Origin of the sequence: Dietzia sp. DQ12-76, assembly GCF_014145045.1 — a bacterium.
Lineage (GTDB): Bacteria > Actinomycetota > Actinomycetes > Mycobacteriales > Mycobacteriaceae > Dietzia.
In genome coordinates this window covers 1-1,399 of record NZ_JAALDV010000221.1, presented here as the reverse complement: position 1 = coordinate 1,399, position 1,399 = coordinate 1, and the positions used below count along the sequence as shown (strand labels likewise).

The window sequence follows — 1,399 nt, the reverse complement described above, 5'->3', positions numbered from 1 at the left end:
GCTGGCCGCCCGTCGCAGCGCCGGCCAGGGGCCGCGGTCGGTGCGCGACTCCGCCGGGGACGGCGGTGACCGGGACGTGTCCGGGGAGATCTGTGACTTCGAGGAGTACTCCTGGCTGTACCACGAGTCGTGGCGGGATCCGGATGTCCGCTGGCTGCTCTCGACCGTGCCCAGCTGCATGATCCTCGACGACCACGATCTTCGCGACGACTGGAACTCCTCGTACGCGTGGCGCCGGGAGATGACGGCCCAGCCGTGGTGGCCTGAGCGCGTGAAGGGGGCTTTCGCCAGCTACTTCGTCTACCAGCACCTGGGCAATCTCGCGCCGTGGGAGCTGGAGGCCGACGCGGTGTACCAGGCGGTGCGGGCTGCGGGATCCGATGCCGAACGCGAGGGGATCCTCGACGATTTCGCCCTGTCCGCCGACGCCGACCGCGACACCGCGCGGTGGAGCTTCCGCCGCGACTTCGGGCGGGTGCGGGTGGTGATGCTCGACGTGCGCGCCTCTCGTCGGTTGGACCCCGGTGACCGACGAGTGATGGATCCCCGGGAGTGGGAGTGGGCGCGGGAGGCGTGCCTGGCGGCCGAGGTCGACCACCTGGTGATCGCGTCGTCCCTGCCCGCCTTCATGCTGCCGGCACTGCACCATCTCGAGGGGTGGAACGAGGCGGTGAGCCGCGACCGGCCGGACAAGCCGCTGTCCGCCCGGATCGGTGAGTGGGTGCGCCTGACAGTCGACCTCGAACACTGGGCGGCGTTCCGGAACAGTTTCGACGACCTGATCGGGTTGCTCACCGAGGTCGCGGCCGGGGATCACGGCCGGCCGCCCGCGTCGATCCTCATGCTGGGCGGGGATGTCCACTGCTCGTACCTCGAGGAGGTCCAGCTCACCGCGCCCCGGGTGCGCGACTCGCCCACCAGGGTCCACCAACTGGTCATGTCGCCGTTCCGCAATCCTCTACAGAAGTCGATCCGGATGGTCAACCGGATCTCGGTCCGGAATCCCGCGCCCGCACTGACCCGCCGGCTCGCCGATGCTGTGGGGGTGCGCGATCCACAGGTCAGGTGGGACGTCACCGACGGCGTCTGGTTCCACAACGGGGTCATGACCCTGGTGCTGCGCGGTCGCCGCGCCACCGTCAAGGTGGAGCATGCACACGTGGAATGGCCCGCACGCGGACTGGGGAGGGTGCTCACGCTCGTGCCCGGCCTGGCGCCGGACTCCTGGGGCCGGAGAGGGCGACGACGACGAGGTGGGGACGACCTCGAGGCCAAACCCCGTCAGGTTCTGCGCAGAACACTCACCAAGGAGCTCACGGACTGAGGTGGGACGCCGGCCGGGCGACAGTGTGCTCGTCGGCTGACCGGGGTCCCCGGGGCTGCCGGGGCTGCCGGGGCT

The 1,399-nt window shown here is 70.5% G+C and carries 1 protein-coding gene; it reads left to right on the top strand.

Annotation, left to right across the window (positions count from 1 at the left end; translation table 11 throughout):
• On the top strand, positions 1-1,324 hold a 1,324-nt coding region (locus tag G6019_RS08580), incomplete at its 5' end, for an alkaline phosphatase D family protein (RefSeq protein ID WP_182627413.1).
• Between the last annotated feature and the right edge of the window lie 75 nt (positions 1,325-1,399).